General features: G+C 49.4%; 21 protein-coding genes and 2 pseudogenes. 7 read left to right on the top strand and 16 right to left on the bottom strand.

Annotated features, from left to right (window positions below):
* Positions 1–1,839, bottom strand: coding sequence for an ATP-dependent zinc metalloprotease FtsH3 (gene ftsH3 / locus RIF25_RS14225; RefSeq protein WP_322879191.1), 1,839 nt, complete (start codon positions 1,837–1,839; stop codon positions 1–3).
* Between the two features lie 262 nt (positions 1,840–2,101).
* On the opposite strand from ftsH3, the gene RIF25_RS14220 reads away from it, so the two are divergent.
* Positions 2,102–3,058 carry a pentapeptide repeat-containing protein gene (locus RIF25_RS14220; RefSeq protein ID WP_322879190.1) on the top strand — a complete coding sequence of 319 codons (957 nt, stop codon included), beginning with the start codon at positions 2,102–2,104 and terminating at the stop codon, positions 3,056–3,058.
* Here RIF25_RS14220 and RIF25_RS14215 read toward each other — a convergent pair.
* Complete coding sequence (locus tag RIF25_RS14215) at positions 3,055–4,419, bottom strand: UDP-N-acetylmuramoyl-tripeptide--D-alanyl-D-alanine ligase (protein WP_407682436.1); 1,365 nt, start codon at positions 4,417–4,419, stop codon at positions 3,055–3,057. The genes RIF25_RS14220 and RIF25_RS14215 overlap by 4 nt on opposite strands.
* 112 nt (positions 4,420–4,531) lie before the next feature.
* Here RIF25_RS14215 and RIF25_RS14210 point away from each other — a divergent pair, with 112 nt between their 5' ends.
* On the top strand, positions 4,532–5,065 hold the full coding sequence (locus tag RIF25_RS14210; protein ID WP_322879188.1) for a GlcG/HbpS family heme-binding protein: 534 nt from the start codon (positions 4,532–4,534) through the stop codon (positions 5,063–5,065).
* Between the two features lie 115 nt (positions 5,066–5,180).
* Here RIF25_RS14210 and RIF25_RS14205 read toward each other — a convergent pair whose 3' ends face one another.
* From RIF25_RS14205 to RIF25_RS14195, 3 genes are all read right to left on the bottom strand, one after another.
* Entirely contained in the window at positions 5,181–6,188 is a 1,008-nt protein-coding gene (locus tag RIF25_RS14205; RefSeq protein ID WP_322879187.1) for a WD40 repeat domain-containing protein, read from the bottom strand.
* A 67-nt stretch (positions 6,189–6,255) separates the two neighbouring features.
* Positions 6,256–7,377, bottom strand: coding sequence for a DctP family TRAP transporter solute-binding subunit (locus RIF25_RS14200; protein WP_322879186.1), 1,122 nt, complete (start codon positions 7,375–7,377; stop codon positions 6,256–6,258).
* Between the two features lie 77 nt (positions 7,378–7,454).
* Positions 7,455–8,231 carry a class I SAM-dependent methyltransferase gene (locus RIF25_RS14195; protein WP_322879185.1) on the bottom strand — a complete coding sequence of 259 codons (777 nt, stop codon included), beginning with the start codon at positions 8,229–8,231 and terminating at the stop codon, positions 7,455–7,457.
* 209 nt (positions 8,232–8,440) lie between these two features.
* Between RIF25_RS14195 and RIF25_RS14190 the strand changes: the two genes are divergently transcribed.
* Positions 8,441–9,427: a WD40 repeat domain-containing protein gene (locus tag RIF25_RS14190; protein ID WP_322879184.1), complete on the top strand. Its 987-nt coding sequence runs from the start codon at positions 8,441–8,443 to the stop codon at positions 9,425–9,427.
* A gap of 28 nt (positions 9,428–9,455) precedes the next feature.
* Positions 9,456–10,463, top strand: a complete 1,008-nt coding sequence (locus RIF25_RS14185; RefSeq protein WP_407682438.1) for a WD40 repeat domain-containing protein — start codon at positions 9,456–9,458, stop codon at positions 10,461–10,463.
* A 14-nt stretch (positions 10,464–10,477) separates the two neighbouring features.
* On the opposite strand, the pseudogene RIF25_RS17385 reads toward RIF25_RS14185, so the two are convergent.
* The 11 genes and pseudogenes from RIF25_RS17385 to RIF25_RS14135 form a co-directional block, all read right to left on the bottom strand.
* A pseudogene (locus RIF25_RS17385) lies at positions 10,478–10,615 on the bottom strand (IS630 transposase-related protein); the annotation flags it as partial.
* 255 nt (positions 10,616–10,870) lie between these two features.
* A complete protein-coding gene (ispE, locus tag RIF25_RS14180) occupies positions 10,871–11,809 on the bottom strand; it encodes a 4-(cytidine 5'-diphospho)-2-C-methyl-D-erythritol kinase (protein WP_322879182.1) in 939 nt (312 codons plus the stop codon).
* A gap of 90 nt (positions 11,810–11,899) precedes the next feature.
* Complete coding sequence (locus RIF25_RS14175; protein ID WP_322879181.1) at positions 11,900–12,799, bottom strand: ion channel; 900 nt, start codon at positions 12,797–12,799, stop codon at positions 11,900–11,902.
* Between the two features lie 264 nt (positions 12,800–13,063).
* On the bottom strand, positions 13,064–13,705 hold the full coding sequence (locus tag RIF25_RS14170) for an LON peptidase substrate-binding domain-containing protein (RefSeq protein ID WP_322879180.1): 642 nt from the start codon (positions 13,703–13,705) through the stop codon (positions 13,064–13,066).
* A gap of 494 nt (positions 13,706–14,199) precedes the next feature.
* Positions 14,200–14,529 (bottom strand): hypothetical protein, encoded by a 330-nt coding sequence (locus RIF25_RS14165; RefSeq protein ID WP_322879179.1) that lies wholly within the window; start codon positions 14,527–14,529, stop codon positions 14,200–14,202.
* 220 nt (positions 14,530–14,749) lie between these two features.
* Positions 14,750–15,538 carry a fatty acid desaturase gene (locus RIF25_RS14160; RefSeq protein ID WP_322879178.1) on the bottom strand — a complete coding sequence of 263 codons (789 nt, stop codon included), beginning with the start codon at positions 15,536–15,538 and terminating at the stop codon, positions 14,750–14,752.
* Between the two features lie 249 nt (positions 15,539–15,787).
* Positions 15,788–16,747, bottom strand: coding sequence for an orange carotenoid-binding protein (locus tag RIF25_RS14155; RefSeq protein ID WP_322879177.1), 960 nt, complete (start codon positions 16,745–16,747; stop codon positions 15,788–15,790).
* A 160-nt stretch (positions 16,748–16,907) separates the two neighbouring features.
* Positions 16,908–17,507 carry a thylakoid membrane photosystem I accumulation factor gene (locus tag RIF25_RS14150; protein ID WP_407682435.1) on the bottom strand — a complete coding sequence of 200 codons (600 nt, stop codon included), beginning with the start codon at positions 17,505–17,507 and terminating at the stop codon, positions 16,908–16,910.
* Between the two features lie 90 nt (positions 17,508–17,597).
* Positions 17,598–18,065, bottom strand: a pseudogene (locus RIF25_RS14145) (DUF29 domain-containing protein).
* 124 nt (positions 18,066–18,189) lie between these two features.
* Complete coding sequence (gcvP, locus tag RIF25_RS14140) at positions 18,190–21,132, bottom strand: aminomethyl-transferring glycine dehydrogenase (protein WP_322879175.1); 2,943 nt, start codon at positions 21,130–21,132, stop codon at positions 18,190–18,192.
* A 96-nt stretch (positions 21,133–21,228) separates the two neighbouring features.
* Positions 21,229–21,900 (bottom strand): Fe2+-dependent dioxygenase, encoded by a 672-nt coding sequence (locus RIF25_RS14135; RefSeq protein WP_322879174.1) that lies wholly within the window; start codon positions 21,898–21,900, stop codon positions 21,229–21,231.
* Between the two features lie 359 nt (positions 21,901–22,259).
* Here RIF25_RS14135 and efeO point away from each other — a divergent pair, with 359 nt between their 5' ends.
* The 3 genes from efeO to RIF25_RS14120 all read left to right on the top strand — a co-directional run bounded on the left by efeO (position 22,260) and on the right by RIF25_RS14120 (position 24,842).
* Entirely contained in the window at positions 22,260–23,246 is a 987-nt protein-coding gene (gene efeO / locus RIF25_RS14130) for an iron uptake system protein EfeO (protein ID WP_322879173.1), read from the top strand.
* Positions 23,247–23,265: 19 nt separating this feature from the next.
* Entirely contained in the window at positions 23,266–24,507 is a 1,242-nt protein-coding gene (gene efeB, locus RIF25_RS14125; protein WP_322879172.1) for an iron uptake transporter deferrochelatase/peroxidase subunit, read from the top strand.
* Positions 24,508–24,584: 77 nt separating this feature from the next.
* Positions 24,585–24,842: a hypothetical protein gene (locus RIF25_RS14120; RefSeq protein WP_041431235.1), complete on the top strand. Its 258-nt coding sequence runs from the start codon at positions 24,585–24,587 to the stop codon at positions 24,840–24,842.
* Positions 24,843–24,888 lie beyond the last annotated feature (46 nt).

Here is a 24,888-nt window from a genome sequence, read left to right as displayed (position 1 = left end):
CTAAGCAATGGCCGCCATTTTGACTTCGGTATTGTCCAAAATTTCCTGGAGTTCTTCAGCGTCAATGGTTTCTTTAGTAATCAGAATCTCAGCGATTTTATCGAGGACATGGCGATTGCTCACCAAAACATCCTTGGCCCGGCGATAGGCTTGATCCACTAGGTTGCGGACTTCATCATCAATCGTGGCGGCAGTTTCCTCAGAAAAATCCCGTTCAGCCATAATGTCACGCCCCAGGAAAACATTGCCATTTTGCCGACCCAAAGCCACAGGCCCCAAGCGATCGCTCATGCCAAAGCGGGTAATCATCTGGCGAGCAACCCGGGCGACTTGTTGGAGGTCATTGGACGCGCCAGTGGTGACTTCATCTTCACCAAAGACAATTTCTTCGGCAATCCGACCACCCAAAGCCACCGCCATTTGGTTTTGCAAATAGGCCCGACTGTATAAGCCAGAATCCATTTGCTCTTCATTGGGGGTAAACCAAGTCAAACCACCAGCTCGGCCACGGGGAATGATGCTGACTTTTTGGACGGGGTCATAATCGGGCATCAACGCACCTACCAAGGCATGACCGGCTTCGTGATAGGCAACCAAGGTTTTCCGGCGTTCGCTCATGACCCGATCTTTCTTCTCCGGCCCCGCCATGACCCGATCAATGGCATCGTTAATTTCGTCCATCGAGATTTCGGTCAGGTTGCGGCGGGCGGCCAAAATTGCCGCTTCATTCAGCAAGTTAGATAAATCGGCTCCGGTAAATCCAGGACTCCGGCGGGAAATTTTATCCAAGTCCACATCTTTGGCCAGGGTTTTCCCACGGGCATGGACTTTGAGGATTTCCAAGCGACCTTTATAATCCGGGCGATCCACAACCACTTGGCGATCAAACCGGCCGGGCCGCATCAGGGCAGCATCTAAAACATCAGGGCGGTTGGTGGCCGCAATGATGATAATGCCGGTATTACCTTCAAACCCATCCATTTCGGTCAGCAGTTGGTTTAAGGTCTGTTCCCGCTCATCGTTACCACCGCCTAAACCCGCACCCCGTTGGCGACCAACGGCATCAATTTCATCAATGAAGACGATACAAGGGGCATTGGATTTGGCTTGTTCAAAGAGGTCACGGACGCGAGAAGCACCCACCCCGACGAACATTTCGACAAACTCAGACCCAGAGATGGAGAAAAATGGGACTCCAGCTTCCCCAGCTACAGCTTTGGCTAAGAGGGTTTTCCCTGTTCCCGGCGGCCCCACCAATAAAACACCTTTGGGAATTTTGGCCCCAATTTCGGTAAATTTATCGGCATTTTTAAGAAAGTCCACCACTTCCGTGAGTTCCAGCTTGGCCTGGTCAATCCCGGCGACATCATTAAACGTAATTTGGGTTTGCGGTTCCATTTGGACACGGGCTTTGGACTTGCCAAAACTCATGGCCTGGTTGCCTGCACCCCCTTGGGCTCGCCGGAGTAAGAAAAATAGCAGGACAAGCAAGGCTACTGGAACAAGCAAACTACTAAGGGCCCGGAACCAAAAGCCATCATTGTTTTGCGGCATGACGGAAATATCCACGTTATTGGCCGTCAAAATGTCAATGAGTTGGGGATCCGGCGGCAGGTTAACGAGGACGCGCGTTCCATCTTGAGTCACGGCCTGGGCTTGGGTTCGATCCGGGCTGATGTTGAGTTTGGCAACCTGATGATTTTCGACTTCCTGAATGAGTTCGCTATATCGCCAAGTCACTTTAGTCGTGGGTTGACGATCAAAGAAGGCCGTGGCCAACGCTAAAACCACGATGGTTAACAAAACATATAAACCGGCATTGCGCCACCGCTTATTCACTGGGCCCTGCCCTCCTTTTGTGAAAACTGAGTTTAATTTACATAAGTTAATGTTAGCCCATTCTCTGGGAAGCTGTGTGGGTGGGTGGGCTTAGATTATGGCATTTAGCCTGGTCGTTTTGATGCGGAAAGCCGGGTCATCACGGTTTATGGATCCTTGCGTGATGTTTCCTAGCGGCGCGCTGACTGGCTAACGCTATAAAATGTGAGCTATGGATAATGTCCCAATAATTTTTAGCTAAAGTGAGACGGGTTGCAACTGGATGCTAGATTTGGCGGCCTGCTATCGAGTCTTGGAATTGGAGCCGGGGGCAACTCTGGAGGAAATTAACCAGGCCTACAAAGATTTGGTGTTTATCTGGCATCCGGATCGGGTTCCTAAGGATAATGACCGTTTATTAGAAAAAGCTCACGATAAAATTAAGCAGATTAACCAGGCCCGCGATCATTTGCGCCAACAGCATCGCAATGGCAAAGTCCACACCCGTTCCCAAACTCAGCCTCACCAAAGTTCCCATCAAAACGGCTATCCGCGCTCTACCTATTCAACTCAGTCCCACCAGTCACCCCACAATCACCAGAGTAATGGCCATCACAATGGTGCCCACAGCCATCAGCAAAGCCAAAATCACCGCCAAACCCCAAACCAGGCCCACAATCAAACCCATGCTGGTTATCGCCACAACCCGGCCCAGGACTATACCTCTAATCCCTATGACTATCGGAGTTATCAAACCCATCGTCCCCCCCAATCTGCTCCCAAGCCCCCCCCCTACCAGGCCCCACCACGACCGCCAGACCCCCCCAAACAATCCACTTCCCATCCAGAACCTGATGGCACAAATCATCCCCGTGGGAAAGACCTCAGTGGTGCAAATTTACGGGGGGCCGATTTACGCGAAAAAGATTTTGAAGGTCGGAATTTAAGTTATGCGGATTTAACTGGCGCAGATTTGAGTGACGCGTTTTTACATCGGGTCAGTTTTTACCGGGCTAACCTTTCCCAGGCCACGCTTTTCCGGGCCAACTTACTAAATGCCAACCTCAGCAATGCCAACTTGCGTGATGCTAATTTAATCGGAGCTGATTTTAGTGGAGCCGACTTACGGGGGGCCGATTTACGGGGGGCAAAAGTTGGCCAGGGAGATCGGATTTTAGTCAAACTCACCGGAGCCAAACTAGCTGGAGCGATTATGCCCGATGGTCGGATTCACAGTTAATCTCCTGACTCTCGCAAGGCCTTGACCACCCGATCCAAGCCCACCGAATGGGAAGCCTTAAAGAGCAGCCGATCCCCAGGCCCAATGATGGTTTTAAGATGTTCAATTAAGTCTTGATGTTGGCTAAATTGCTGAGTCGGAATGGGGGTAGCTCCTTGGGCGAGGGCCTGACCTTCTGCTTCGGTGTCCAAAATTAACAACTGATCCAATTGCAAGTCTTTGACTCGCGCCCCCACCTCTTGATGCAAGGCCACCGCGTAATCCCCCAGTTCCCGCATCGGCCCTAAAACCGCAATTCGCCGCGTCCCCGGAGTCTCTGCCAAAATCTGCAAGGAGGCTAACATGGATTCCAGGCCAGCGTTGTAGGTTTCATCCAACAGGACAATATCAGTCTCAAGGGTATAGCGTTTGGCCCGCCCAGGGGGGAGTTGGACTGTGATCCCAGATTGCAACGGCATCAGGTCTAAGCCTAGGGCCTGGGTGACAGCAATTGTCGCTAAGAAGTTCAAAGCATTGTGCCGGCCGGGAAGCGGTAAGGGAAAAACTTGTCCGTTAATCTCAATCTGGTTGTCGGGTAGCAATGTCCCCCGTAACTTCCCAGTTTCCAGGCCATAGGTGATGGTTTTTTCGGCCCATACTTTTTCTGCCATCGCCAATAAAAGGGGTTGTTCACCATTGAGGATAGCTGTACTGGTTTTGGGGAGTTGAGCGAGGAGTTCACATTTGGCCTGGGCAATGGCTTCTCGGGATCCTAAGCGGCCAATATGGGCAGTACCGACATTGGTAATGACTCCAACCGTGGCCTGGGCTACCCGACTTAAGAGGGCAATTTCACCCGGCCCGCGCATCCCCATTTCTATCACCGCAAAGTCATGGTCATCGGTTAATTGCAGCAGGGTTTTCGGGACACCAATTTCGTTGTTGTAGTTGGCCTCTGTTTTGAGAACTTTGCCATAACAACCCAAGGCCGCCGCAATCAGTTCCTTAGTTGTGGTTTTCCCCACCGAGCCGGTAATGGCAATCACAGGGATTTGAAATTGCTGTCGCCACCACTGCCCCAAGATTTGATAGGCGGCCAAGGTATCTTGAACAACAATTTGGGGGATGGGGGTTGTCATGGCCTGGTCAACAATGGCTAAACTAGCCCCTTGCTGTTTGGCAACCTGAACAAAGCCGTGGCCATCAAAGGTTTCACCCCGTAAGGCGAGGAAAATATCCCCTGGTTGTAAGGTGCGGGTATCCGTGGAAACAGTCGGGTGAGAGGCTGGAGGGGCGATCAACTCAAAGTTTTCGGCAGTGGCATCCAGGGGAGAAAGGATATTTAACAATTGGGTCGGTGTTGCAAATGGTGTCATCCCCATGCCAGGCCTATGCGAGTAATCTCCGGCATTCTATAATCTTTTGATGCTGCCGAGCCAACTTAAATTTGCCAGCTTAAATTTGATCGATGTCATCCTAAGAGTTATTAAACCTATGCCCTACCCCAAATCCCTGCTGCTCCTTTGCCTGAACCTTGGCTGTTGGGTCGGGTTTTCCGCCACTGCCCTTGCCCTGCCCAGTTATTATCAGTTACCTGTGGACTTGGCGGTGGAAGCGGGGATGACGGCGGTACAAACCTGCCAGCAACAGGGATATAACGTTACGGCAACCGTGGTGAATCGGGATGGGGTAGTTCAGGCTGTGATTCGGGGTAATAATGCCACCCCCCATACTATTCAGATGAGTCATGACAAAGCCTACACGGTGATCACCCTCGGGCCAATTTTCAAAGTGGATTCAACGGCAGCCATTACGGCCAAAATGACCCCCACCCCTTTGCCGATGGGGAATGTACCATTGCCCCCCAATCCCCTCTATGGCATTAACTTTAGTACCGGTGGGTTAGCAATTAAAGTTGGTGATGAACTGATTGGGGCGATTGGAGTGTCTGGCGGGCCGGGGGGTAACTTTGACCAGGCCTGTGCATTAAAAGGACTTGAGAAAATTACGCCTCGCCTCAAACCCTAACCAGAGCGTAACGCGGACTGTTCAGAGGGGGGAGAACGGCCAAACAGAGGGGCCCATTAAGCATTATCTGACTTGTTCCCGTCTCACCCTCAATGAGTCACGCGATCAGGTTGCCTTAAAATTGCAGTTGATAAAGATTTCCCTGGGCATCAACCACTACCACAGTATGGGGATTGATAAATTCAACCGAAACAATCGGAGCCGGGCCAATCTGCTGTGCCAGAATTTCCTGTTCAGTGGCGATGGTAAATAGTTTGACAATTCCTTGGTTATTGCCCGTCACCAGTAGCCCTTCAGGAATCATATCAATCGTATTTAACCAAAACTCGGCCCGACCCAACACCTGAGATTGCCCCGTCCTCAAGTCCAGTTTCAGTAATTCCCCCGTAAAATACCCCGCCACTAAACTCTGGCCATCGGGGGTAAAGCGAATCATATTAATCCGACTTTGAAGCGGGCGAAAAACTTGGGGTTTCAGGGTAGGACTGCGAAGGTTGGCCTGATTTGGAAAAACAACAATCTCACCCGTGTCATAGCTGATGGCCAGGCGCGACACCGGCCCTCCCAGATCGGGATAAATGGCAATTTTACGGGCGACACCAATCGACTTATATAGCTCCTGTTGCTGAGTTTTTAGTTCCGCCAGATTAAGAATTTCGGTAATTCTGACTGAGCCATCATCAGAGGTGGAGATCAGGTCATTGTTCACTAATAACGAGCCGGTGACTGCGGCATTATGGGTTCTGAGCCGGTGAATGGCGGAAAAATCATAGATCACACTTTCGCCCACATAGACTGGGGAAACCACCACCAGTTGCTTATTGAGATAGCCATATTTGGCCCCAAACAAACTCCGACAGTTGGGAATTTTTACCGCTTGGGTAATCTTAAAGGTTGCATCAAGGAAAACTAATTCGCAATCCCGAAACGCCACCACATATTGCCCGCCCTGAGGATGCTCATCGAAGGAGACTGGAGCGCCATAGTTGGAAATGGTGATTACTTTAGTTACTGTAGGGGACAGATCCGCCCAGGCCGAGGGAGAACCAGCCAACCACCCGATCAAACTGAGCAAAATCGCCAATGAAACCTGAGAAAAAAGCTGGAATCGGAATTGGGGCATGGGGAAGGTGGGGAAAGTCACGGCAAATCAACAAGCGAAAAAAAGCAAAATGTAGAATTAGATCACCCTAGGAGAACCGCAAGCCAGTTAATGCCGACAGTTTATCTTTCACTAAGAGTTGGAGTAGGGGATTCAGTTGCCCATAAATTGACTGATAGACTCCAATTAACTTGTGCGGGGCGGGGGACATATCTGGTTCAGTGGCAATCATTCCCTTGTCTTGGATGAGCTGCTGATAAACTTTTTTGTTGTAGTCTTGTTGGGCTTGCAGATTTTTGGCCTGGTAAATGGGCATTAACTCAGTAATGATGCTGCGGGTAGATTGGGATAAACTCTGCCAGAATTTAGTATTAAAAAATATATTGTATCCCGACCAGGCATGATTCGTGAGATTCAAATATTTAGTGACTTTATACAACTCAAAATCCATCGCCACCGCATAGGGATTTTCCTGGGCCTGGACTAATTGCTTGGCCAATGCCCCATAGACTTGGTTCATCGTAAAGGCCTCTGTTTTTGCACCCAAAGCCTCCATGGTTGCTTTCATGTCATTGGAGGGGGGAATCCGAATCCTCAGATTAACTAAATCCTGGGTCGTCCGAATTGGCCTGGACTCAATCGAGGTAATCACCCGCATTCCATTATCAAAGGTGCCATAGCGGAGATAGGTGAGGTTGTATCGGGCCACTGCTTGATTCAAGGCCTGGGGAAATTGGGGCTGATTAATAATCCGATAGACATCTTCCGGGGACTGATAGAGAAAGGGAAAATTTTGGATACTGATGGCCTGGGGACAGAGCTTATCAATAATCGGCCCGGCCACACTCACCAGTTCAAAGCGTCCCTCCGCCACCAATCGCACGGCCTGGGGATCTCCAGCGGGCAACGAGGCATCATAGTGCAGTGGGGTAACTAGTAGCTCGCCATTGGTCTTTTGATATACATCTTGCCAGAGGGCGAGGAGGGATTGGTGTAGTGGGCTGGTGAGGGATTGATTATGGAGATGAAAGGCTTTAATTTTGGCCTGGTTATAGTCTTTTCCATATTGGCCTGGAAAGGGTAATCGTTGATCTAAGGCTTGCTCTAGGGTTTGCCCAGATTCCGCTGCATGTAAGCGCGATGCACCCATGGCTGTCAATGTGGTGGCACTGGCAAGGGTAAGAAATTTACGCCGAGAGATCTTCGCCACTAGTTTTTGGACTCCTCTAACTCAGACTATGCAAGGCTTGAGACTACCGTGATTGACTTCATCCTGTCAAATAGAATTTAGAGTAATTGTCCATAAAACAATCTCGTGTCGTAAATAAAACTTACTTGATTCTGTTCTTGATACTGAGCAAATAACTGTTCCAAAGCTGCCAGCATTGAGTCGTAATTGAGATCGCCAGACATTGGAATATAAGACGATGACAAAACCCGACCAAGCAAACCCTCATAGTCAAAAATTTGCTGATTGGGAAAGGTTTGCTGTTGATAGTGACTGCTGCCATAAAAGTGACTCAGTATCCGATCATCAACGTTTTTATGATTAATCTGCTGGTAATCGGTGCTAAATTCTTGGAGAAAGGCTTCAAAGGCTCTTAAAAAGGGAGTTGATTCCGTTTGTCGATCATTCCAAATCAAGATCACCCAGGCCCCCGGTTTTAAGATGCGCTGAAATTCTTGCCGCGACTTAACCCGATCAAACCAATGAAAGGCCTGGCCAGCGACAATAAAGTCAATAGAATGATTCTCTAAGGTTGTGATTTCAGCAGAGCCATTGATACTGATAAAATTTGGATGGTTTTCTAATAACGACTCAGCCGCTTGGCGCATTTCTGGGTTGGGTTCGATCCCGTAAACCGGATTCCCATTTTTGAGAAATAGTTCTGATAATATGCCTGTCCCAGAACCAATGTCGGCAATAACTGAGGTGGGGGATAAGCTTAACCGTTGGGACAAAAATTCAACTATTTCTGTGGGATAAGAAGGACGATACTTGACATAATAACTAACTCGATTAGAAAATCTGGTGGTGGCATCTGTGGTTTTACTGGTATTCATGGAAGATTCTCAAAGTCTCCAGCGAGATGTTTTGATCATTGAAGATTATCTGAATTCCAGCAAGACTCAGTCACACTTCTTAACCTGTGATGGCTAACTTTGGACTCAGGCCTGGGGTAAGCTAACAATAACTTAGGATTACCATACTGTCTCTACACGTTTGATCTGGCATTCGTTGTTATTGATTGTGTCAATTTTGGAGTCGGCAGTTGCAACACTATTTGATTCTTTCTTTATTATTACCTGGAGTTGGCAGCGCAGGGCCGGGATTAGCTAAGGTGATCACGCCCATGCCCCAGCAGATTGCGGTTGCTCAAAGTCCCTTAACCGTTAAAATCCAATTCCAGGCCAGTGGGGTGGGCTTAAACCGGATTTACTTTAGCCCCGATGGCCAGACCCTAGTTACCGCCTCCGCCGATGGGGTTGCCTCTGTCTGGAATTTACAGGGCCAGGCCTTGGCGAGATTATCTGGCCAAAAACCCCCCATGTTCAATGCTCGATTTTCTCCCGATGGAAAGGTCATTCTCACAACAGGCTATGATGGCACGGTTTGGCTCTGGAATCCCCAGGGCGAGGTGCTGGAAAAATTTGAACCTCACCGGGCTGCCACTGCCGATGCTCTCCTTAGTCCAAATGGGAAGGTTATTGTCACCTGTTCAGATGATGGGCAAACCCTTGTCTTTAATCCCACGGGGACGCGCTTGGCCGGGATCATTAAACCAGGCACGGCCCGCAACTTAGCCTATTCCCCCACCAGCGCACTGATTGCTAGTGTCTCCGATAGTGGGATGCTCTATCTCTTAGCTCCTGATGGTGAAATTCAACAGGAAATTCAAACGGGCCAGGGGCGGATGAATCATGTCCGGTTTAGTCCAAATGGTAACTTTATTCTCACCGCCGGGACAGATGGCTCAGCTAAACTCTGGGGGATAGATGGTTCTTTCTTGGTGGAATTTAAGGCGACTAACTCGGGGTGGGTCAACGGTACTGATTTCTATTTGCGAGGATTGTATATTGCCACTGCCAGTGATGACGGAGTTTTACGGCTTTGGGCTGTGGATGGTCGTTTAATCCAAAGTTTGCCTCTTGGAGAAAACAACAAATTAACCAGCTTAAATTTCTCCGCCGATGGCAAGCACCTGGCCGTGACCAGTAATAAAGGGCAAGTATGGATTTTGGACATCTCGTTGTCATGATGTGGTCAACATAGCTGTGAATCAAGCCGTGAATAAAAAGTTCTGGACTAAATTCGCCTTAGGGTTTGCCTTTGGCCTGGGAATGGTGGGGGGGCTACCTGCTTTTGCCCCATTGCCGGCCACCTCAACCCCGCTACTACTGAGTCGGCGCAACCCCCAGGCCAAGTTAGAAGTCATAAAGCAGTTTCAGGGCCATCAACTGACAGGGGAAGCCATTATTCAAATTCATTACAGTCGGGATGGGCGATACCTACTTTCTACAGCTACCGATGGCCTGGCTAAAATTTGGTCGGCCAATGGCGACTTAGTGCGAGAACTGGCGGGCCAACCCATCGCTATGCTTTTTAACGGTCAATTCAACCAGGATGCAACTCAGATAGTGACGGCCAGCTATGACGGGACGGTGCGGATCTGGAACTTCTCAGGCCAGGCCTTAAAAGAACTGCGCGGCCATACTTCCGGGGCCACGGATGTCCGATTTTTGGGGCCAGGGGTGGTTTCCAGTTCCGATGATGGCAGTATTAAATTTTGGTCAATGGACGGAACCGCTTGGTCAACCCTAACCCGGCCTGGGGTGAGCCGCAATATGGATCTGTCTCCCAATCGTGACTTAATTGCTGTCACTCAAGACATTGGCACCATTACATTGCTCAATCCTAAGGCTGAGGTTGTCAAGACCATTCAGACTGGCCAGGGACGCTTAAATAGTGTCAACTTTAGTGCGGATGGTCAACGCTTAGTTACGGCTGGATTTGACGGCACAGCCAGGGTATTTAACTTAGATGGTAGAGAGCTTCTCAAACTCAAAGTCCTAGAAAAAGGCTGGGTCACTGGAGCCGCTTTTAGCCGCGATAACTTAATTGCCACCGTTTCAGATGACGGAGTTTTACGGCTTTGGGACGTTCAAGGAACCTTACTCGACAGCTACAATCCCAACTTGGAACGCTTAGGCAGTGTTGCATTTCATCCCAATGGCCAGGATCTAGCCGTAGCGGCCTACCACGGGACTATTATTTTGCTCAAACTCAATAACTAACGAGCAAAGCTCTAGGGATGTTCCTTGAGATCTGCTTCCTGGGCATTCCAATCGAGTTTCCGGGGATAACGGGTGACCACGATTGGGGCTCAATTATCCCGTCCTAGCCAACGATAGATAGTTGCACGACCGACTTGGAAGAGCTTTGCTGCACCGCCGGTAGGCTAACGCTAACGCTCGAAGAAGAGTTTCGCAGCTTGAGTAACCTGACTACCCTGTTGGAGATAGGAGAAGTTATCGCTCTTGTATCTCCATTGTCTCACTATTAACTGGAATGACCATATCACAAAAGCAATGCTTCGCCTGCCCAATAATACCCTTACGAGAGCTTACCCTCGTGCACTTAACCCATAGCCTTTGACCAGCAGCCAAACTATAAACTCAAGCCAGCTAGTAATCTGATTAACTTAGGCCTGGGCCACCAACCGCACCCCATGGGGACAAGTCTGAGCCAGCCAAATATCCAGGCCCTGATCCGCAAATTGCCCTTGTACCTGAGTTTTGATAGTTTCGGCTTGCCCTTGAGATTCGGCAATGGCAAAAACGGTCGGCCCCGAACCGGACATCATCGCGGCCATGGCCCCAGCATCAACAAAGGCCTGGCGTAATTGGGCAACTAAGGGATATTCAGGCAAAACAATCGCTTCAAAATCGTTATGGAGGGCCTGGGCCAAGGTGGGAATATCTTTCTGACTCAGGGCCTGGAGCAGTTCCCGAGAGCCGCCTTGTTGTCGTTTTTTTTCCTGCTGGACTGGTGTCTGGGCATAACTAGCTCCATAGGTCTGGCGATAGGTTTGATAGGCCCAGGGTGTCGAAACACTGATGTTGGTGAACTTGCCCAGTAATAGCACGACATGGTCTAAATCCGGCAAGGGTGTAAGATCGTCCCCCCGCCCCAAGGCCAAGGCTGTACCTCCACCAATACAGAATGGGACATCGGCCCCCAACTGCCCACCCAGGCCTTGTAATTCGCCTTGGGTTAAGCCTAAATCCCACAAAATATCCAGACCCACCAGGACAGCCGCCGCATCCGCAGACCCCCCCGCCAGGCCCGCCCCAATCGGAATTCGTTTATCAATATGAATCTCAATCCCCCCTTGGCCGGGAAACTGGGATTGCATCAGGGCCGCAGCTTTGTAGGCCAAATTATGGGAGTTAGTCGGAACTTGGGGATGATCACAGGTGAGAACAATCACTTCTTGAGACAGGGGGCTGAGGCTAATTCCATCCGCCAAGGTTATAGCCTGCATTACCATGACGAGTTCGTGGTAGCGGGGGTCTGGGAGATAGTCACCCACAATTTGTAAAAACAGATTAATTTTGGCAGGGGCAATCAGACGATACACGGCAGTTCTATCACACAGATTAGGGGGCGGGCCTGGGGATTCTCCCAGTCATTCCTGGATTATCCTCCCATAGTTGTTGACCGGATTGCATCAGACCAGTGGGGGACTGCTCAAATCCGGGCGAGTTTGGTGGAAGCGGCGTAAGTCCAAGTACAACTGTCCTTGGCGATTGCGGACTAAAACATCTTCAAAACGTTGCCCCCAGAGAATCCGTTCTGGTAAGTAGGCGTGGCGAGCATGAATATTATTGACCAGGGTTTCATCAACACCCGTTAAGGTCACTAGCAAAGATAGGCTATATTTTTCCATCCACTCCGGGCTAATGGCAGCGATGGGGCTATCAGCGGTAATCGGGTGAAGAGCCAACCAAGTGAGACCAAACACTGGCGATTGATGGCGAATCAGGGGCAAATTATAAAAGCGGCGCAGACTTTCTCCTTCTTGGGTGACTTCATTGAGAAGAGCAGCTAATTTTATTTGGGCCTCGAGGATATGACTCCCCCGTTGATTCGCCATCCGAAACATTAAAGTTGGCACACCATTGTGATTTGCAATCAAAGCAGCTTGACTGAAGAGAACTCGAGCGGTGGGGCGAGCAAAACGGGAAAAAACCAGGCCTGTCATGATGGCAAAACCCAATAATCCCGTTAATACCTCCACCGAAACCACAATATGGGCATAGTCGGTGACTGGAGCCATGACCCCATAGCCAACAGTACCAATCGTTTGCACACTAAAGAAAAAGGCATCGCCAAAGTGTCCCGGCCGGGAATTGCTAATACAATTTCCCCCCAAAAGATATAGTTCAGCAAACAGACAATTGACCAGAAAAAACAAACTGACGGCAAAAACAAAAAAGATCGGCCAGGAAATAGACAGTAGCAGATGATAGGGATCTGCCAAGGGAGAGGGTGCCCCGCGGCGAGGAATCCGAATTCTGCCATCGGGAGTTAAGGGCGTATTGGTTTGACCGACAATGCTCCTCGTCAACTTACACCTCCATGACCTGTATCTCTACCGCAGCCGGTATGCATCAAATAGGTTTTTGATCCCGAAAGCTGGCCCCTAATTGAGCTGGGCTTCATATTCCAAGTCAGTTTGTCCGTTTTACCTGCCACGCACCAGCACCCCCTAACCCAATCCCTCAAGCTATAGCGTTACACAAACTGTTCTGAGCGAGTAGAACTGGCAAAAACTAAGCTTATCCATTGCCCTTCAATTAGGTCGGCCCAAAATAGCTGCCAACTAGAGTCCTTAGGCGTTAAAAGTATCTTTGAGAACAGTGCGGGCTGCCAAATGATTCCGGGTTGTGGTCAAAATCTCGGCTTCTCGTTGTAATCGTTCCGCAGTGATTTGCATTTCTAAGAGTTTTTGTTGCTCCCCAGCCACGCCATGAAAATTACTGGCAATCCAGAAGGATAGTTCCCGCGGGAGTTGGGGTAGATCGGGGGGGAGTTGAATACTCTGCTCGGTTAGTTTGGAAGATAAACGCACCACATCCTCGAGTAACTGCCGCACCTCCAGGCCCAGGGGAGCTAAATCCTCAACAACTGGCTCATCTTCAATCCACTCCACCAGGCCAACCCGATAGGGCTTTTCCCGGACATAATCTAAAACTCGAAACCGTTGCTGCCCTAGACACTCAATCACCATGCGATCATCAGGTAATCGTTCATAACGGAGAACCTCCGCACAGCAACCCACATTGGCCGGGCGACCCGATTGTTGATCCCACATTAAAACCCCAAAGCGGCGATCCTCCTCGAGAATGGTGTTCATCATAATCCGGTAGCGAAACTCAAAAATGTGGAGTGGTAGGGGGCGACCGGGAAATAGGACAACTTCCGGCAGGGGAAACAGGGGCAATTCACGCACAGCAATGGATGAAAACGCCATACCGAGGATGCGACCGAAAACAGGACATATTTCTTACTCTATCGCATTTAATTCAAGGGCATCGGTGGATTCGGCCAGACAGAGTCTCCACCACGGATTAGTTGAGAATGATGGGTTGAAAACACCGTCCATTCTGGTCACAGATAAGCCGATATAGCGTTACGCAGACTATTCTGAGAGAGTGAAAATCGTAAAAAGACTGCCCATAAAGCATTTCCTGACTTGTCCCAATAAGAGCCCTAAATGAGTAACGCTATAGCCTGACCCATTGCGAGGCAGCCCTCTAAAGAACGGAATAAACCAAGATTTTGCCCCATCAGTAATGCCGATAGAGTTCTATGGCTCTGAAAGAGATCTGTGTTACGCCCTATCCATAATCGAGGCTTTGACCAAGAGACAAGCTAAACACCGTTACTGTATCTAGCCAGAATCAGATTGGGGTAAAATTCAATCAAACGTCTATTGGCCAAAAACAGTCTGGGCTGGATTTAGGGTCACATCCGGGCCAGAACCGTCACTTTGGTTAATTTATCCTCCTCTAACCCCTTGAGTTCCTCAGCCAGCAGCCACCCCTCCTTCACTAGGCGGGCCAAGACAAAGATGAGAACGGAGTATTCATCCTCATATTTCCCTTCGATGTCATAGCGTCTCGCACTTAAAAAGTCGTGGAGCTTCCAGAGATCGTCTAAGGTGGTCATGCCATTGGCCTGGTGAGAAACCTCCAGCATGAGGGATGCAATTTCTCGCTCACGGGCTAACTTAAGGCTGGCTTGGGCAACTGCTTTCTCCTTTTCCGACCAACCAGTATCTTTTATTTGAAGCATTAATTTTATCGTCCATAAATTGTTTTATATTCAGTCAGGTAGGCTGAGTTGTTAAATTATAATAAGTTTCGTCTCATAATTCTATGGTGTTCATAGAGAGCACCTTGTCAAAATTAATGCCAGAACCGCTATGAACCAGGGTGGGGATGTCAGTTGCTCCAATAGGTGGCGAGAATTCTAACTACGTTTAAGGTTGAGAACGGCTATGTCGAGGAGCCTTTTATTGGCTAACGGTGTTTGTCGTCCTGGCAACCGTTTCTGGCTCAGTACGGACTAAGGGTAGACGATACCAAGGGATATGGGGAGCCTGGTGGTGTTGCAGATGAAAGGTGCCAAAGTGATAGCAGGAAAGAAAAGAGTACATCAGCCAGGAGGTTTGCTGGAACTTATTAACTGGCCTGGCGGGGAAGAGGGCAAGGTTATTGGTTTCTGGCCTGGGCAGGGGCCCCTGGCGATGGGGGAGATAAGTCCCAAAGTAAAATAACTGCCATGAACTCAGAATCAGGGGTAAACCCCAAAACAATACCAAGTTTAGCCAGGCTACCTGAAACCAGAAATGTAACATTAAGCCAATTCCCAGACTCAGCCCCCCGAAAATCAGCAGTTGCCCACCGGATAGGTATTCGCCAATAAATTTTCGGTACCACTGCACCAAATACACATCAACCCCATTGTGAAAATCTGGGTCGCCAACCTGGCCTGGAGCAGCATGATGTTGCCAGTGATTACGACAGCATTGGTCATAGGGCAAAAAGGCATATAAACCAACCGCAATGCGCCCAATCCAGACCTTAAGCCACTGATGCTCTTGGGGGAAAGAACTAGCGTGAATTGCGTCATGGGCTGTAATAAATAGGCCTGTATGCAAGAATGTCCGCCCCCAAACAGCCGCGCCAATCAAAACGGGTGAGACCTGATCAAGAGGCATCATTAGGGTCAAGCCGAAGCTACTGAACCAAAGACCAATCAGGCCAATTGCGACAAATAACCCACCTAAATTTTGTTGCATAAGGTCTTGTTTTTGTCCTGCTCGGCACTGCTGAATATATTTCGAGATATAGTCAGCCTTAATTCTCACTGGTCAAAGCAGCAAAATGATGTAAAAAAGGACGCTCTTCATTCGGAGCGCCCTCTCTGGACTGACCACAATTGATCAGGCCAATAACCTTTACATAGATGACTTCAGCGTTGTGTGCATCCAAGTTTCCTCTATGCTGATGGTGCGCCTGTCAATTGTGGATGACCCGAGAAAATGGACTTAACGGGACAGGTTTAACAGTTCCTTGGGTGAGGCGAGGAGATCAATTGCCACAAAGAAGATTTTATTCTCAGGGGTGAGCAGAAAGCGCCAGGCAATATTCATCCCGACTCCGGCCCCAAACCAGGGAGTTTGCACTTTTCCCGTGATTTTGATTTGGGTATAACCCTCGTCTGCTGGTTCAATAACGCCTCGTTCTGGAAGTAGGACTAGGTTTTGACAGTCTTCCTTAAAGAACCGGAGAATGGCATCTTTCCCCACAATCGGACGTTGGAAGGGGGGTTGTAGGGCACTGCCTTCAGCAAACAGGCCGATCAATGTGTCAAAGTCATTGGCATTGAGGTTGTTCATGTAAGCCAAAACGACAGGATTATTCACCCCCTCAATTTTGACTTGGCTGCGCTGGGATACATCTTTGGGGGCCTCAAGTGGCTCAGCAATCCGTGTATAGGTTCCGAGTTTATTGATATCAAAACCCATATCAACCACGGAATTGCGTAAAATCGTAATCTGCTGGCCAGAATCGGCCTCCCTGAGGGTTTGCAACACGGCTGCAGCATTGGCAGAAAGTTGATACCCGGCTGGAATTGGGGCGACAATGCCTTGCTCCATCCATTGACCCAGTTGAAACCAGAAGCCTAGCTTGATATTCACTGACCAAGTAGCATAGGTGCGGCAGATGGGCGTATCTGCATGGTTGGCTAGATCAAACATCACTTGGGTTTGTTCCTGAAAAGACATTTGCCGGATTTGGGCTAAGATTGGCTCGGCAAATTGCATTCTGGCAGCCCCAGGAGCAGCAATGGTGACTGTTTTACCCATTTCCAGATAGGCAAACCAAATCCATGCGAGTTGATCTTCGATGCTGAGCTGATTAAACCGAGCAATCGTAGCTGGCACAATATCAGCAGCGAGTGTTTTTGAAAAAATGCCTCGGGCTGAATCAACTGTATATGGCATAGTGATGACCTTGATGAACATTAACTCTCGATAAACCCTAAGCCTCACACTATGTGTATTGTCTCATGGCTATCAGCACAGAACCGCCATATCGCCAGATAAACTTATCCGCTGGGGGGTGATTGAGGGAAAACCGGAGATTTCAGGGAGGTCGGATTGCTTAGCTACGCCCTGAAAGTTCAACATTGATTTCGTTAACTGGACGGGGTTTTAGCTCTAAGGATTGGGCGCGGGGCAATAAATTAAAGACTTCCCGAAACTGGTCATCAACCACGGCAAAGTCAATGTTACCGGCCTGGTTGAATACTATTTTGCCTGTGGCATCTAGTAACACAGTTTGGGGAACCAGGCCTTGGTAGTAATAGCCCGGTTCGCTGGCACTATAGCTATCTTGGGGGGGAATTGAATCCACATCAATCGGGATAAAGTCAGCAGCCCGCCCATAGTAGGCCTGGAGTTGGGAAACCACCGTAGTATAGGCTTTACAATCACTACTGTCATTGATGTAATAAACCAGTAAGGTGGGTTGAGGACGTTGGAGGGATTGGGCTAAGGTGACGCGGGGCGGAACAAGGGAGCCATTTCCACCGTAGAGGGCAAAAATATTTCCGTCAAAATGATCATCGGTTAGGCCAGCCCAGGCCGGGTGATTGATGCTTGCTATTCCCCAAATCACAACACAAAGGAGTAGGGTCATGATGGCTCTGGTGCATCTATGCAAGTGGGATGAAAGTTGTGGAAATTGCCAGGGAAACGTCATAGAGTACCTAGTTTTGGCCGACATTGTTTCCATTTTACTGTAGAGCTTTGCTGGTTCGGAGCCGGGAGGACTTTTGAGAGTAGCTTAGGGCTAATTGACTAACTCGCTGGGTGGGCCTGGGTAAAAAGAGATGTCCAAAATGTCTTGGGTATTGTAGGAATAGGTGATGGGGAATGTTTGCTCAGGTAAGTTGGTTGCTCCCATAGCTAAATCTCGGGCATTTTCATAGGCTTCATTTAAGTCCTCGTCAACGTCGGGTTTAAGACTAGGGTTATCCATTCGGCGTTAAATCCGAATGGTGGCCAGCCAACTGCGACTTCGGTTTTGCGGTTGATATTCCCATTTCAATAGATGCCCCATCAGGATTGTTAAACAGTTGCGGAGTTCTTGACGTTGCTGCTTTCCTAAGGACTCAATTTCCTCAATCAAATGGGGTAAGTCAAGCTGCTGCCATTGCTGATTTCGGAGGTAGTTTGCTTGTAACTCTGTCCAACCGTAGAAATCCTGATCATAAAGATTGAGACTCGTTGCTAAGTTAATGGGCAATAGCTCTGACATGATGATCCAAATTCCTGGCCTGGGGTAAGCCTATTCTAAACTTGGGGTATATAGCGTTACTCATTTAGGGTGAGGTGGGGGCAAGTCAGAAAATACTTTATGAGCAGCAGTCTTTTTGACATTTCTACTCTCTCAGAACAGTCTGCGTAACGCTATAGTCACTCATTGGGGCGCAGGTACAGACCAAATTCCGATCCCCATAGGCATTATCAATCCGACTCACAGCCGGCCAGAATTTATAGTCTTTTGTCCAAGGGGCCGGGTAGGCGGCTTTTGCCCGACTGTAGGGGCGATCCCAAAGATCTGAGGTGATCACTGAGGCAGGATGGGGAGCATTTTTCAGGGGGTTATTAGTACGGTCGGCAATTCCAGTTTCAATTTCTGCAATTTCCGCCCGGATCGCAATCATCGCCTCACAAAACCGATCCAACTCGGCCTGGGATTCACTTTCTGTCGGTTCAACCATCATCGTGCCAGCGACAGGCCAAGAAACGGTGGGAGCATGAAAGCCATAGTCCATCAACCGCTTGGCAATATCCTCGACTTCAATCCCGGCGGACTTTTTCAGGGGGCGCAAATCCAAAATACATTCGTGGGCAACCCGACCCTTGGCTCCGGTATAAAGAATCGGGTAATAGGGGGCTAAACGGCTGGCGATGTAGTTGGCGTTGAGGATGGCAATTTTTGTCGCTTGAGTTAGGCCTTCAGCCCCCATCATCTTGATATACATCCAGGAAATGGGCAGAATACTGGCACTTCCCCAGGCCCCGGCGGTCACCGGCCCCAAATGTTGTGCTTGAGCTTCAGTCAAAAAGGGATGACCGGGTAAAAACGGAACTAAATGGGCAGCCACCCCAATCGGCCCCACCCCAGGCCCACCGCCCCCATGGGGAATACAGAAGGTTTTGTGCAGGTTGAGATGGCAAACATCCGCGCCAAAATCCCCCGGCCGACACAGGCCCACCATCGCATTCATATTGGCCCCATCGAGATAGACCTGACCGCCATACTGATGAATGATTTGGCAAATGTGACGGATTTCGGTTTCAAACACCCCATGAGTCGAAGGATAGGTAATCATTAAGGCTGCCAGATTGGCCTGGTATTTGTCGGCCTTTGCGGTCAGATCAGCCACATCAATATTGCCCTGGTCATCACAATTCACCGTCACAACAGTCATTCCGGCCATGACAGCACTGGCGGGGTTGGTTCCGTGGGCTGAGGTGGGAATCAGACAAATGTTGCGCTGGGGTTCATGGCGGTGGTGATGATAGGCCCGAATTACCAAAAGTCCGGCATATTCCCCTTGGGATCCGGCATTGGGTTGCAGTGAAACTCCGGCAAATCCAGTAATTTCCGCCAGCATGGTTTCCAATTCTGAGAAAAGCTGTTGATAGCCTTGGGTCTGGGTTAAAGGGGCAAAGGGATGGATTTGACCAAACTCCGGCCAAGTAACGGGAATCATCTCCGCAGTGGCGTTGAGTTTCATCGTGCAAGACCCCAAAGGAATCATCGAGGTCGTTAAGGATAAATCCTTGGCCTGGAGGCGATGAATGTAGCGTAACAGTTCGTGTTCAGAGTGGTAGCTGTTAAAGACGGGTTGGGTTAGATAGGGAGTTTTCCGAGTTAACGCCTCATCCCAGGCCCAGTCCTTGATCTCTAAAATCAACGCCTCTACATCAATGTTATGTTCTGGAGCAAAAATCTGGATGAGGGTTTGAATATCCTTAAGTGTTGTCGTTTCATCTAAGCTGATGCCAACCGTGGCCTGGGTATAGTTCAAGTTAATTTCAGTGTTTTCGGCCCGTTGTTTAATCAATCCCAGAGCTTCAGGAGTCACAGCAACTTGAATCGTGTCAAAAAACTGCTGATGGACTAGCTGATACCTGGCCCGGTGGAGAGCTTTAGCTAAAACTTGCGTGAGTCCATGCACCCGACTGGCAATATTTTTTAAGCCTTGGGGCCCGTGATACACCCCATACATACTGGCCATCACCGCCAATAAAACCTGGGCCGTGCAGATATTACTGGTGGCTTTTTCCCGGCGGATATGTTGCTCGCGGGTTTGGAGGGCTAAACGATAAGCGGGTTGCCCCGTCACATCATGGGAAAGTCCGACAATCCGGCCCGGAATTTGCCGCTTGTAGGCATCTTTCGTAGCAAAAAAGGCAGCATGAGGCCCGCCATACCCTAAAGGCACTCCAAACCGCTGCGAACTGCCCACGGCAATGTCAGCCCCTAATTCACCGGGAGGAGTCAAAAGGGTTAAGGCTAAGAGATCCGTCGCCACCGTCACAATTACGCCTTGAGCTTTGGCTTTGGCAATCACGGCACGATAATCACAGACTCGCCCATCACTGCCCGGATATTGCAGCACCAGGCCAAAGGTGGGAACCGTAAAATCTTCAGTTTCCGGATCGCCCACAACTACTTCAATGCCCAAGGGATTCGCCCGGGTTTGAATCACGGCAATGGTTTGGGGATGACAATTCGCATCGACAAAAAAGCGGTGACAGTTTTTATGTTTGGAAATCCCAGCACTTAAACTCATGGCTTCGGCGGCGGCGGTGGCTTCATCCAAGAGGGAGGCATTGGCAATTTCCAGGCCGGTTAAATCTGAAACAAGCGTCTGAAAATTAAACAGGGCTTCTAAGCGACCTTGGGCAACCTCGGCCTGGTAGGGGGTGTATTGGGTGTACCAACCGGGATTTTCGAGGATGTTACGTTGAATGACTGGCGGCGTAATGCAGTTGTGATACCCCAGGCCAATGAATGACCGCCACACCTGATTTTTTGCCGCGATGGTTTTGAGTTCTACCAAGGCCTGGGCTTCACTTTCGGCCGGGGGTAGATTCAGGTTGGCCTGGTGGTAAATATCAGCGGGGATGGTTGTGGAAATTAAATCAGCTAGACTCAAGCCTTGATTGGGACTCACTACAGCCAGCATTGCGGCAACATCTGCCTGGGTTGGGCCAATGTGGCGGGGGATAAAGGAACCGGAATTTAAACTGATTAACTGTTCTAGATCCAAAGAATGCCGCTGCCTGTGGGGAACCGCTTGTGTCATGGGAGTCGTAAATAAAAGAAATGAATTGTTAATCTATCGTTACAGTGTAGCTCCCAGGCCGGGAAATGGGCGATGGCAAGATCCCAGAGCTGCACCTTAAAGTTCTGCCCACTGGCGGAGGAGATTAGCATGGGTTTTGGTCAGGAGATCAAATTCTGGAGTTTTGCCCTCTTTCCCAAACATGGCCCGCCGCACTGTATCCAAATCAAATAAAATTTCCCGGTAACTGGCATCTCGGACTAAACTTTGGACCCAGCCAATGGCCGCCAACCTAACTCCTGTGCGAATGGGTTCGACGCGGTGGAGAGTTGAGGCGGGATAAAGCACCATTTGATTGATGTCTAACTTAATGGCCTGTTCCCCCTGATGGGTTTCAATCACCAACTCACCGCCCCCATAGCTAGCGGGAGAACTGAGGAAAAGGGTAAACGCTAAGTCCGATCGCAGGGGCAAAGACTCTCCCATGATGGCATTATCCACATGGAGACCATAGTGCATTCCCGGCCCGTAACGGCTAAACAAAATTGGGCTAAGGGTTTTCGGCAAGGCAGCCATTTGAAAAAGCTCATGGCGATTCAGGGCTGTTTTAACCATGGCCTCGAGATTTTCTTGGGCCGGGGCCTGACTAGAGAGTTGGGTATTATTTTTAACCAAACGGGCATACCAGCCTGCTGTCGTCGCACCACTGACAAATTCCCCCGCTGCAAGTTGCAAATTTATTGACTCTAGCTCATGCTCTGAAAGCACATTAGCAAGATTAATTATCATAGCTATAGTTCTAGAGAAGTAGATGAAAATATTTTACAGGAGAATTGTAAATCAAAGCCTCTGGAGTCGCCAATGGCACTCTCAGCAAACGGGTTGCGAACAACGTTCAGGTCGAGTCCTGTAAACGCAATCTAGGTATAATATTGATTTAAATTTTATCAGGTATATATCAACGGATAGATTGACATTGAACATTGAATAAACTCCTGGCCTGGGCCTGGTTCCATTCATTCCCGCCCCAATGCTCCTCAAGGGAATGACGGTTTACAGATATTAAAGGTTGAGTTATTATTGCAAATAATTCTTACTTAAAAAATGACATAGTCGTTGGCCTCTTAGTATTTGTGCTGGAAAATATGATGACTCGAAAAACAAAACTATGGTTGGGAGTCGGAACCTATGTATTGACGGGGATCACACCCGTTCTGCAACTGCCCCTAGATGCCGCCCTCTCTCCAGCAATGGCTCAATCAGCCCCAGTCGTGGTTGATCCCTGTCGCAAGGGCCTGGGTGGTGAAGGAAGCCGAGGGGGTAGTGAGGGGGGAGAAGGAGGTGAGGGGGGGACATCTGCCAGTCAGCCAGCGACCCTTAATCCCGCCATTCAGCCCCAAGAATTGCAGCAAGCGGTAGATCAATATAAAGCCTATGTTTTGGCAGAAACCAATCGCCTCCTCACGGATAGTCAGGTTTTTACGGAGCGGGTGATGGCTGGAGACTTAGCCGGAGCCCAGGCCATGTATGCCCCCTCCCGTTTGGGGTGGGAACGGATTGAGCCGATTGCTGAGTCCTTTGCTGAGTTTGATCGCTCCATTGATGCGCGAGTGGATGATTTTAAGGGTGAAGATGATCCAGAGTTTACTGGCTTTCACCGGATTGAGATGGGCCTATTTAAGTACAACACCACCAAAGGCTATGAAGGTTTCGCGCAGAAGCTCATGACCGACTTAGAGGGGTTAAAAACCTGTATTGTCGCCCTTGAGATTGACCCCAGGGATATGGTGCGGGGGACATCAGAGCTAATTGAAGAAGTCGCCCAAGGCAAAATTACGGGCGAAGAAGAACGCTATAGTCGCACAGACTTTTGGGCGTTCCAGGCCAATGTGGAGGGATCGCAAAAAATTGTTGAGATTCTCCGGCCGCTGATTCAACGGGTTAACCCAACGATTCTTGGGGAAATTGATCAAGACTTTGCAGCGGTCAATCAGGTTTTAGCCAAATATGCTCTCCCTGGGGGTGGCTTTAAGAGCTATGACCAGTTAACCCCCCAAGATAAGCAACGGCTCCAAGCGGATCTGGCTCGGCTGGCAGAAAACCTAGCAAAATTACGGGGGGTTATTGGTGTCTAAAGGGTGTAGCTCTCGGCCAATGTCGTTACATTTGGGGCGGCGGCAATTTCTTGGCGGCATGGTGACTTTAGTTGGGGTAGGAGTGATGGGGGCTTTTTCCCTCAACCAGGCCCAGGCCAAGACCGTCCCCAGTGATGTAATTCCATTTTTAGGCCCCCATCAAGCTGGCATTACCACTCCAGATGTGGCTTCAGCCTTGGTTGTAGCTTTGGATGTCACCGCCCGCTCCACTGAGGAATTACAAAAATTATTTCAAATTCTCACCCAGCGGATTGAATTTTTAACCGCCGGGGGAACCTGGCCACCCCTAGAGCCAAAATATCCGCCGACTGGATCTGGAATTTTTGGGCCTGAATTTCCGGCAGATTACCTCACGGTCACGGTGGGGGTGGGAGCCTCGCTGTTTGATGATCGCTATGGCCTGGTGGCTCAAAAACCGATTCATCTCAAGCAAATGCCGAATTTTCCCAATGATCGCCTGGATCCACACCTGTGTCATGGGGATTTACTCCTGCAATTTTGCTCTAACCATAATGAAACCAATATTCATGCCTTGCGGGATATTTTGAAGCAGTTGGCCGGCCTGGTGGTTCTCCGGTGGCAAATCTCTGGATTTCAACAACCGGATGCAGACCCACACCCGCATCGGACTACCGTGCGGAATTTAATGGGTTTTAAGGATGGAACCGCAAATCTAGACCCCCAAGATAAAAACCTGATGAACCACTTGGTTTGGGTACAGCGCAATAGTGGCGAACCGGCCTGGGCTGTGGGGGGAACCTATCAAGTGGTGCGGGTGATTCGGATGTTTGTCGAGTTTTGGGATCGCACCGCTTTGGAAGAACAAGAAGAAATTTTTGGCCGGTCGCGGGATTCTGGCGCACCCTTAGGATACAAACATGAAGAGGATATTCCTAATTACAGCCAAGACCCTCAAGGTAACATCATTGCTCTTGATGCCCATATTCGCCTGGCTAACCCGCGCACCTCTGCCACAGAGGCCAACCGGATTCTTCGCAAGGGCTTTCACTATTCCCGTGGCGTTGATAAAGCCGGACAGTTGGATATGGGGCTATTATTTATGGCTTTTCAACAGGATTTAGAGCGGGGGTTTGAAACCGTGCAAAATCGCCTCAATGGTGAACCCCTGGAGGAATATATCAAACCCATTGGGGGGGGCTACTTTTTTGCGTTACCGGGTGTTCCAACTAAAAACAGTTATTTAGGACAGCCTTTATTGATGGCGTTGGTTAGATCCTGACGATTTCAGATGTGCCAGGAGGGCCCAACTCACGGCCGACTACGCTGATAATAGGAGTGCAGTGAGAGATAATGGTCATGCCCAGAACACCCTCAGAATTTTCCGTTCACTTATTTATTGAAGGCGGCCACAAAGAAGAAGTTAGATTTCCCTCTATTCAAGACTTTCAAAAATGGTACAGCAACGAAGTCATCCCCCGTTCTGACTCCAGTGAGTTTATCTCCGTGCCAATCAAAACCATCCAAGGGGAATATATGGTCATTCGCCCGGCCAAAATCCTCGCCATTCGTGTCGAACCTGTCTTTAGCTCCAGTGTCGATCGCTTCTCCTCTTAACTCTGGCTAATTTATTCATGATTCTGCCGTAAATGTCCTCCCCTTT

The organism is Pseudocalidococcus azoricus BACA0444, assembly GCF_031729055.1.
Lineage (GTDB): Bacteria > Cyanobacteriota > Cyanobacteriia > Thermosynechococcales > Thermosynechococcaceae > Pseudocalidococcus > Pseudocalidococcus azoricus.
The sequence above is the reverse complement of the archived record's forward strand: the minus strand, read 5'-3'. Positions and strand labels throughout refer to the sequence as shown.

Bases quoted from the DNA above. Each gene is read 5' to 3' on its own strand.
- RIF25_RS14220 (WP_322879190.1), top strand. From the start codon at position 2,102: ATGCTAGATTTGGCGGCCTGCTATCGAGTCTTGGAATTGGAGCCGGGG.
- RIF25_RS14215 (WP_407682436.1), bottom strand. From the start codon at position 4,419: ATGGGGATGACACCATTTGCAACACCGACCCAATTGTTAAATATCCTT.
- RIF25_RS14210 (WP_322879188.1), top strand. From the start codon at position 4,532: ATGCCCTACCCCAAATCCCTGCTGCTCCTTTGCCTGAACCTTGGCTGT.
- RIF25_RS14205 (WP_322879187.1), bottom strand. From the start codon at position 6,188: ATGCCCCAATTCCGATTCCAGCTTTTTTCTCAGGTTTCATTGGCGATT.
- RIF25_RS14195 (WP_322879185.1), bottom strand. From the start codon at position 8,231: ATGAATACCAGTAAAACCACAGATGCCACCACCAGATTTTCTAATCGA.
- RIF25_RS14170 (WP_322879180.1), bottom strand. From the start codon at position 13,705: ATGGCGTTTTCATCCATTGCTGTGCGTGAATTGCCCCTGTTTCCCCTG.
- RIF25_RS14165 (WP_322879179.1), bottom strand. From the start codon at position 14,529: ATGCTTCAAATAAAAGATACTGGTTGGTCGGAAAAGGAGAAAGCAGTT.
- RIF25_RS14160 (WP_322879178.1), bottom strand. From the start codon at position 15,538: ATGCAACAAAATTTAGGTGGGTTATTTGTCGCAATTGGCCTGATTGGT.
- RIF25_RS14155 (WP_322879177.1), bottom strand. From the start codon at position 16,747: ATGCCATATACAGTTGATTCAGCCCGAGGCATTTTTTCAAAAACACTC.
- RIF25_RS14150 (WP_407682435.1), bottom strand. From the start codon at position 17,507: ATGACGTTTCCCTGGCAATTTCCACAACTTTCATCCCACTTGCATAGA.
- gcvP (WP_322879175.1), bottom strand. From the start codon at position 21,132: ATGACACAAGCGGTTCCCCACAGGCAGCGGCATTCTTTGGATCTAGAA.
- RIF25_RS14135 (WP_322879174.1), bottom strand. From the start codon at position 21,900: ATGATAATTAATCTTGCTAATGTGCTTTCAGAGCATGAGCTAGAGTCA.
- efeO (WP_322879173.1), top strand. From the start codon at position 22,260: ATGACTCGAAAAACAAAACTATGGTTGGGAGTCGGAACCTATGTATTG.
- efeB (WP_322879172.1), top strand. From the start codon at position 23,266: ATGTCGTTACATTTGGGGCGGCGGCAATTTCTTGGCGGCATGGTGACT.
- RIF25_RS14120 (WP_041431235.1), top strand. From the start codon at position 24,585: ATGCCCAGAACACCCTCAGAATTTTCCGTTCACTTATTTATTGAAGGC.